Source organism: Streptomyces sp. NPDC057253 (assembly GCF_042669125.1).
In the GTDB taxonomy this organism is placed as follows: domain Bacteria; phylum Actinomycetota; class Actinomycetes; order Streptomycetales; family Streptomycetaceae; genus Streptomyces.
Map to the genome: position 1 here is coordinate 1 of NZ_JBHUXV010000233.1, position 7,960 is coordinate 7,960.

Sequence of the window (7,960 nt, forward strand, 5' to 3'; positions counted from 1 at the left end):
GGACCCTGACGGTCCGCCCCTCGTCGTCGCGTACCCGGCGTCACGCGTCCGGACGCACCACCCCCAATATCTGCATCGAAGCCGCCGGCGACTCGTACACGTACCGCCCCGGCCGCGGCGCCGAGATGATGTTCCCGCCCCCGGCGTAGATCGCCACATGGCTCGCGTCGGAGAAGTAGATGATCAGGTCCCCGGGCCGCATGTCCTCGACGGGAACGTGCTTCAGCTGGGCCCACTGCATTTCCGACGTGCGGGGGATGGTGACGCCCGCCGCCAGCCACGCCTGGCTCGTGAGGCCGGAGCAGTCGTAGGAGTCGGGTCCCTCCGCGCCCCAGACGTAGGGCTTGCCGATCTGCTTGGCGGCGAAGGCGATGGCCTTCCGGCCCGCGTCCGTCGCATCGGTGCCGACCTTCTTGAGGATGCCCGTGCTCTCCCACTTCGCCTGGGCCTGCTCGGACTCCTTCTTCTCCAGGTCGGCGAGGCGGGCCCGCTCCTTCGCCGCGAGCGAGGACTCCAACGCCTTTGCCTCGGCGATGTGTTGCTCGATCGTCCTGCGCTGTGTCGCCATCGCGCGGCGGCTCGCGCGTAACCGCTTCAGTTCCGCCGCCGCTTCGTCCGTGCGGGTGCGCAGGGCGGACTTCGTCGTCTTCAGCTCGGTCAGCAGGTTCTGTGCGTTCTGCTGGGCCTGGAGCGCCAACCCCGCGTTGTCCAGGGCCCGAGAGGGGTCACTGGCCAACGCGAACTGGAGCTCGGCGGGCACGCCGCCGCTGCGGTACTGGGCCCTGGCCGTCGCTCCGGCGGCGGAGTTGAGGCGGGTCAGCTTCGCCTCGGCCGCGCGGACCTGGGAGTCGAGCGCACTGACCCGCCTCTTCTGTGCCTTCACCTTGCCGTCGGCCGCGTTGTACTTGTCGGTCGCCACCTCCGCCTGGTGGTACAGGCTCTCCAGTTCGTTCTGTACCTCGGTGAGGGTCCGAGGGGCGGCTCGGGCGCCCTGTTGGCTCGCCGCCGTCAGGGCGCAGGCCAGGGCGACGGCTGTCGCCGCCCGGTAGCCGTGTCTGCGCAGGGGCCGTCTCATCTGGGCCGAAGCTCCCTTCGTACGCATGAGTTGAGGATGCGTACGCACAACGGGCCTCACCCGTACGGCGGTTCAGTGACCCGCTGACGGCGTGAACCCGTGGCGCGCGGGAGACGTTGTGCGCGAAGAGGTAGGACGGCCGGCCGGTGAAGGGACCGTATGGACGCCAAGTTGCTGCTGCTCACCCTGTGCACGGGGGTGGGTCTCGGGTTTCTCCTGCTCGCCGTACGGCAGTTGCTGACCGTGGCGCGATTGTGGGTGCGGGGAGTGCTAGTGACCGGCACCGTGATCCCGCGTGTCGTCGGCGACCGGCGGCGGAGCGGGCTCGTGCTGTTCACCGACCACCTGGGCCGGCCCGTCGTCATCGACACGGGCGCGTACGGCCCGCTGCGCGGACTGCCTGAGGTCGGCGGGACGGTACCCGTGTGCTATCCGCGCGACCGGCCCACGGCGGCCCGGCTCTGGACCCCCCGGTATCTGCTGTCGCCGGCGCTCGGGTGGTTCCTGACGTCGACCGTGGTGTTCGCGTGCGGAACCCGGCTGACCCGGTGAACGGGCGCGAGACGGTCGGTCCCGGGCGGGTCCAGGACGTCGATGTGCTGCGCGGATTCGCCCTGTTCGGCATCCTGCTCGTCAACGCCCAGCTGATGGCGAGTCCTTACACCGCGTTCGGGGGTGGTCCCGATGCCTCCGGCGTCGACCGGGGCGCCGCCTGGGCGGTGACCGCGACCACCACCCTCTATCAGCTGTTCTCGTTCCTCTTCGGCTACAGCTTCGTCCTCCAGGAACGCTCCGCCGGGCAGCCCGGCAGCGGGTCCGCCGTACGCCATCTCCGGCGTACGGCAGGACTGTTCGGCCTCGGCTTCGTGCACGCGGTGCTGCTCTACAGCGGCGACATCCTGATGACGTACGCCGCCCTGGGGCTGGTCCTGTACGGCGTGCGCGGGCTGAGTCCGCGGGCGGCGCTACGGGGCGCGGTCTGTCTGGTGGCTGGCCTCGCGCTGCTGCTGCTCGGGTACGGGCTGCTGACCGTCGCCTTCACCCGACCGGTCACCCCGGCGCAGTACGCCCCGGAGGTCGCGCACAGCGTGGCCGCCTATCACGGCGGTTTCCTGTCGGTGGTCGGCGCGCGTCTGCACGAACTGCCGACGGCTGTCGGCGCGAACCTGCTGTACGCCCCCGACATACTGGCCGCGTTCCTGGCCGGCCTCGCGGCGGCCAAGGTGGGCCTGGTGGAGCGGCGCGGCCGGGACCGGAAGTGGCTCAAGGCGGTCGTCGTCAGGTGGCTGCCTGTTGGTCTGGCCGGCGGTGTGGTGACCGCGTGCTGTGCGAACGGACCGCTGGACAGCCGCTGGTTCCTGGTCGGACACGCGGTGTCGCTGCTGACCGCGCCCGCGCTCACGGCGTCGTACGCCTGCGGCCTGCTCCTGCTGCTGACCGCCGTGCGCCCGGCGGCGGCGCGGGTGCTGGCCGCCTCCGGGCGCATGGCCCTCACTCAGTACCTCTCCCAGTCATTGGTCCTCGCGCTCGTCTTCACCGGTTACGGCTTCGGTCTCTACGACCGGGTGGGCACCGCCGTCGTCCTGGCCTGGTGTCCGGTGCTGTACGGCGTCCAACTCGCCCTGGGCGTCTGGCTCATGGGGCGGGTGCGGTACGCGCCGGCCGAGCTGGTGCTGCGGACCGTCACGCTCGGGCGGCGTCCCGGTAGCCCTCCAGGTCCACGACGTTCCCCTTCTCGAGGGTCAGGCCCGGACCCGGCAGCAGACGAGCCGCTGCGCGTTCCGTGATGGCCGCCGTCTCCGCCTTCGCTGCCGCCGAGATCTCTCCGGCACCGGGCTCCTTGTACCAGGGGCGGAGCCGGATGAGGGCCGGTTTGACGCCGGTGGCGAGGAGCAGGGCGGTGCCCTTGGGGAGGGCGCGGATCCGGTCGGGCGGCAGGACGGACTCCTGGCGGTAGGAGTAGGAGCGTGACGTGCCGTCCTTGCTGCGGGAGACGCTCGGGGTCTTCACGTCGTGCTGGCCGACCAGGGTGGAGATCTTCTGCACGAAGTCGGCGTCGTCCAGACCGGCGCCGAGGAGTTTGATGGTCGCCGCGCTCCACAGCGCGTCCATGCCGACGTCGCCCCACACGCGGGCGCCCTGGCGGTAACTCTGCAGCAGGGTCACGACGTTGATGCCGCGCGAGCCGAAGTGGGAGTACAGGTCGGGGAGATCGGAGATGCGGCACACGTTGGCCGCCTCGTCCAGGACCGCGGTCAGCGGCGGGTCGAGCCGGCCGCCCATCCGCTCGGCGGCCACGACACCCGCCCGCATCGTCGCGTCGGCGAGACCCGCGATGACGCCGGCCGCCGAACCACCGCCGTCCTTGGACAGCAGGTAGAGGGTGTCCGTGCCCAGGACATGTTCGTGCGGGCGGAACTCCGGGAGTTCGGGATCGGGGGTGACCCAGGCGAGGATCTCGGGGTCGAGGAGGCAGGACGCGGTCTGGCGGGCCGTCTCGTAGATGCCGTCCCGGGTCTCCACCGCGCCACGCACCGTGCCCTGCAACTGCTCGGCCATCGCGACCAGTCCGACCTCGCGGAGCAGGTCGATCGGAGTGCGGTCGGCGGGGTCGGCGAGCCAGGCCAGCAGCTCGGTCAGCGGGGCCCGGCCGCGGGCGGCGGCCAGGAAGAGCGCGGTCAGGGTGTTCTGGGCGGCCGAGATCCAGAAGTCCTTCTTCGCGGTGTCGTCGTTGACGGACGCCACGAAGTGACCGGCCATCCGGCGGGCGCCCTCGATGGTGTGGCACTCGCCGAGGATGTTCCACCACATGGCGCGCGGGGCGTGGGCGATGCCCTGCGGGTCGAACGTCCATACCCTGCCCGCCTTTTCGCGCTGGGCGCGGGTGACGGCGTACACGTCGGACTTGTTGGAGGTCAGCAGGACGGCGCCCTGGGCGCGCAGCACCCGGGGCACTGCGATGCCGGTGGACTTGCCGGCCCGCGGCGCCATCAGGTCGAGTTCGACGTCCTCGTAACTGCTGCGCAGTTCGGGGCCCTTGGGGTCGAGGTCGCCGAGGAGGTTGCCGGTCTCGTCGGGGTGGAGCTGCTCGCGGCCCTTGAGGGTGGGGCGCAGTTCGCGGGCGCGGGCCTCGATGCCCTCGGGGCACATGGCGGCGAGTTCGCGCTTCCCCGCGAGGCCCTTGGGTGCCTTGCCGCGGTCCATGAGGAAGTTGACGGCGAGGGCGGCGGGCACGGCGATGAGCGCCAGCATGCCGAACATGCCCGCGTAGAGCACGGCGGCCGGGGCGCCCGGCCACAACGCGGTCGGTCCGTGAGATATCAGGGTGGAGACGGTGGACAGGGCGAACGGCGGGGCGTCCCAGCCGTAGCCGGAGAGGCCGGAGCCGAAGGTGCCGCCGGCCCACACGATGGTGAAGGCGAGGATGCCGAAGGCGGCCAGCACGGCGATGGCCCACTGCGTCTGGTCGCCGATGTCGGTGCTGCGGGGTCCGCTCACGCCGTCCACCCCCTGACCGACGCGTCTCCGGCGGGGAGTTCGAGGGGGGCGGGGTCTCCCGGGAAGGCCAGGGGCAGCGGCCCGTCCTGGGAGAGCCGTGCGACCTCCCGGGCGGTGCGGGCGGCGGCCTGCTCGATGGCCGCCTCGTTGGTCGTCCAGCGGGTGTTGGTGTTGTGCAGGTCGCGCTCGGCGTCGGTGATGGCGACCTTGATCGGGATGCCGGGGCGGCCACCGACCTTGATGAGGAAGCGCCCACGGCCCGGGGGTTCCTCGTCCTCGCCCCGTACGCCCCAGCCGGGCGGCGAGGACCAGGACGACACGAGGTCGATCTCGCGGCGGGAGAGTCCGACGACCTTGCCGAGGTCCTCCATCTCGGTCTTCGGCAGTCCCGCGCAGACGACCATGCCGGCCCGCTCGACGAAGCCGCGCGCCTTGGCGCGGTCGGCGTCGGTGCCGAGGGCCTCGGCGTCCTTGAGGGTGTGGGTGATCTTGGCGTCGCCGAGGCCGAGCGAGCGGTTGAGGCGGGTGAGCGCGTCGATGCGGTCGACGATGCCGGAGGCGGCGCGCAGCGGGCGCCACAGTTCGTCGAGGACGGTGAAGAACCAGCGCCGGGGCGCCAGTCCGGCGTCCGCGAGGGCGTGCGAGGCGGCGACCGTGCCGAGGCCGTCGGACCAGGCGGCGAGCATCGCGGCGGCGGTGAGCTGGGTGTCGGCCTCGCCGATGCCGGAGATGTCGATGCACACGGCGGGCGCGTTCGCGTCGATGCGGGTGGACGTCTCGGAGGCGAAGGTGTCGCCGAGCGGGCCGTCGAGAATGCCGAGCAGGGAGCGGTGCAGCGGGTCCACGGCGTCCCGGTAGCGGGCGTCGTCACCGCGGTCGAGGGTGACCGCGCGGACCCGGTCGGGGCCCTCGGTGAGGACCCTCAGCACGTCGGGCAGCAGCACCGTGCGGCCGGGCGGGGTGCGTTCGCGCAGGTGGTGCAGGACGGCGGAGAGCACGGACTGCTCGTGGTCGTCCATGGGCCGGCCGCGCACGATGGTGATGAGGGCGGCGACCATGTTCAGCACCCGGCCGTGGGCCTCCGCCTTCAGCACCTCGCCGGCCTCGCCGCCGATCTTCGCGGCGGCCTCCCCCATGGCGCCCGGGTCCAGGACGTTGATGCCGCCCCGACCGCGCCCGATGGAGATGACCTGGCCGCCGAGCGCGCGGACGGTGTCGGCGTAGTCGGGCTTGAGGTCGCCGAGGACCAGCGGGACGACACCGGTCGCGGCGAGCCCGATCAGCATCCGGTTGATCAGAGTCGACTTGCCCAGGCCCGGCATGCCGAGCATGAACAGGGAGGGGTTGGAGATGTAGCGGGCCCGGGTGAACCAGTTCAGCGGGTCGCCGCAGACCGTGGCGCCGGTGGACAGATGCTGTCCGAGCGGCACTCCGGTCATGGGAGAGCCCGAACCGGCGGCGAACGGCCACATACCGCAGGCCTGCACCGTGGTGGCGCGCCACATGGTGGGCGGGTCCATGTAACCGACGCGGCCACCACCGGCCCCCTGCCAGCCGCGGGCCGGGACGTACAGCTCGCGGGGCTTGGCGGGGCGCTTCTCGTTGCCGCCATGCTTGGCGCCGGACCTGGCGGCCTTCGTCTTCGCGGAAGCCTTCGCGGACGTCTTCGCGGACGCCTTCCCGGCGGCCTGGCCGCCGAATCCGTCCAGGCCGACCAGCCCCGACCCGCCCGCGGCCAGATCCCGGAGCGCCTCCTCCTCGGCCAGCCGGTCCGCGCGCTCGGCCAGCTTCTCTTCGCTTCGGCGGCTCACAGCGCCTCCTGCAGTTCGTGCGGGACGAGGGTCTGCTCCCACGGAAGAATTCCGGCGGGCAGGGTGCAGCTGAACGCGGCGGCCTGCATCCGGTCGGCGGGGCGCATCAGCACCCGGGACGCCGCGGTCAGGTTGCGTACGGTGACGCTGGCGTCGGCGAGTTCCTCCAGGGTGTCGACGGTGACCGTCAGCATCAGGGAGAACTCCACGAGTCCGGCGCCGGACGCCTCCTCGGCGGCGGTCTGTTCGGCCGCCCGCACCTCGGAGGCCGCACGCGCCTGGACCATGCCCTTGCCGGACGTGGCCATGAACTGGGCGCTGCGCCGGTCGGCCTCGACGATACGGGCCGAGGTGGCGGGGTCGATGGCCCGGTAGACCAGGGCGACCCGCTTGCGCCGGGTGCCGGGGGCGGCCTCCAGCATGCCGCGCAGCACCGAGGAGCGGACGGTGCCGCGGGGTGCCAGGGTCAGCATCCAGGTGCGGGAGACACCCGAGTCGTGCTGGTAGGCGTTCACCGTCTCCACGGCCGCGGCGGGACCGGCGTCGTCCCACTCCAGGCCCGTTCCGCCTTCCATGGCACGGGCGTTGAGGACGTCGGCGGCGACGGCGGGGTCGTAGGCGACCCGGACGACCTCGGCGATCCGCTCGGCCGACAACGGGTAGGCGGCGCCGCCGCCGGCCGCGACGAGCCCGCTGAGCAGGCCGGGGATGCGGATGGCCAGTTCGGTCATCACGTCCTCCTTACTGCGCTTCTGGCCCGCGGGGTTGCCGTAGGTGAGGGTGACGTAGGTGTGCATCTCGGAGGAGGCGCTCGGGTAGCGGTCGACGACCTCCTCCATCACGGCGCGGGCCGCGGCGGGCGCGTCGGGGTGGATGCGGGGCAGCACCTCGTGGGCGAGCCGGGTGCCGGGGTCGGGGGCGGTCTCCACGATCACGGTGGCGCCCTTCAGGCCGGGTTCGTGGGAGAGCCGGGCCAGCCACTCGCCCCACAGCGCGACCCAGACGTCGACCTGGTCGGGATCGATCAGCGAACCGCCGTCGGGGTCGCAGCCCAGGACGATCGTGTACAGGTCGCGCTGCGGGTGGTGCAGGATCCCGAAGGGGCGGTCGTAGGCGTCACGGCCCTCGCTCGCGGTGACCTTGTTGAGCAGTCCCGGCGGGCGGAACCGGCCGCCGGGCCGCGCGGACAGCGGGCCGGAGACGTAGAGGTGCGAGCCCGCGGCCTTCCGGCGCCACCAGCCGACGCGCAGGGCGAAGAGCTGGTAGACGTTGCGGCCGTCCTGGGTGCGGATGGCGAGCGGGATGAGGAACAGGACGACCGGTACGAACACGATGATCGCCGCGTACAGCGAGATCAGGGACGCCAGCAGGGTGGCGACGAGGCCGCCGAAGATCACGAAGGTGCCGAGGAGTCCGAGCGGTCCGAGCCCCGCGCGCCTCGGCCTGCGCCAGTTCCCGTAGGTCGGATGGGAGACGGCTTCCGTGGACATGTGACGGGTTTCCTCTCGTGCAGTGATGGGGGTACGGCGTGAGTCGAGGGCCGTTGGGGAGACCGCCGGGCGCCCTGGGGGGAGGG

General features: G+C 72.2%; 6 protein-coding genes. 2 read left to right on the forward strand and 4 right to left on the reverse strand.

Annotation, left to right across the window (positions count from 1 at the left end):
- Positions 1–40: 40 nt before the first annotated feature.
- Positions 41–1,075 (reverse strand): NlpC/P60 family protein, encoded by a 1,035-nt coding sequence (locus ACFULQ_RS47765; RefSeq protein ID WP_383557754.1) that lies wholly within the window; start codon positions 1,073–1,075, stop codon positions 41–43.
- Between the two features lie 159 nt (positions 1,076–1,234).
- Between ACFULQ_RS47765 and ACFULQ_RS47770 the strand changes: the two genes are divergently transcribed.
- Positions 1,235–1,627: a hypothetical protein gene (locus tag ACFULQ_RS47770; RefSeq protein WP_383557756.1), complete on the forward strand. Its 393-nt coding sequence runs from the start codon at positions 1,235–1,237 to the stop codon at positions 1,625–1,627.
- The gene (locus ACFULQ_RS47775; protein WP_383557758.1) at positions 1,603–2,862 is read left to right on the forward strand and encodes a DUF418 domain-containing protein; all 1,260 of its coding nucleotides are present in this window, start codon (positions 1,603–1,605) and stop codon (positions 2,860–2,862) included. The genes ACFULQ_RS47770 and ACFULQ_RS47775 overlap by 25 nt, the downstream gene beginning before the upstream one ends.
- Here ACFULQ_RS47775 and ACFULQ_RS47780 read toward each other — a convergent pair.
- The 3 genes from ACFULQ_RS47780 to ACFULQ_RS47790 are packed head-to-tail and all read right to left on the reverse strand — an operon-like array spanning position 2,759 to position 7,874.
- Positions 2,759–4,582, reverse strand: coding sequence for a type IV secretory system conjugative DNA transfer family protein (locus ACFULQ_RS47780; RefSeq protein WP_383557760.1), 1,824 nt, complete (start codon positions 4,580–4,582; stop codon positions 2,759–2,761). The genes ACFULQ_RS47775 and ACFULQ_RS47780 overlap by 104 nt on opposite strands.
- Positions 4,570–6,384 carry an ATP/GTP-binding protein gene (locus ACFULQ_RS47785; RefSeq protein WP_383557762.1) on the reverse strand — a complete coding sequence of 605 codons (1,815 nt, stop codon included), beginning with the start codon at positions 6,382–6,384 and terminating at the stop codon, positions 4,570–4,572. The genes ACFULQ_RS47780 and ACFULQ_RS47785 overlap by 13 nt, the downstream gene beginning before the upstream one ends.
- Positions 6,381–7,874 carry an SCO6880 family protein gene (locus tag ACFULQ_RS47790; RefSeq protein ID WP_383557763.1) on the reverse strand — a complete coding sequence of 498 codons (1,494 nt, stop codon included), beginning with the start codon at positions 7,872–7,874 and terminating at the stop codon, positions 6,381–6,383. Before ACFULQ_RS47790 ends, ACFULQ_RS47785 begins: the two co-directional genes overlap by 4 nt.
- Positions 7,875–7,960 lie beyond the last annotated feature (86 nt).

What these genes read in the sequence shown, in the direction of transcription:
- ACFULQ_RS47770 (WP_383557756.1), top strand. Translation starts at nt 1,235, where the DNA reads ATGGACGCCAAGTTGCTGCTGCTCACCCTGTGCACGGGGGTGGGTCTC.
- ACFULQ_RS47765 (WP_383557754.1), bottom strand. Translation starts at nt 1,075, where the DNA reads ATGAGACGGCCCCTGCGCAGACACGGCTACCGGGCGGCGACAGCCGTC.
- ACFULQ_RS47790 (WP_383557763.1), bottom strand. Translation starts at nt 7,874, where the DNA reads ATGTCCACGGAAGCCGTCTCCCATCCGACCTACGGGAACTGGCGCAGG.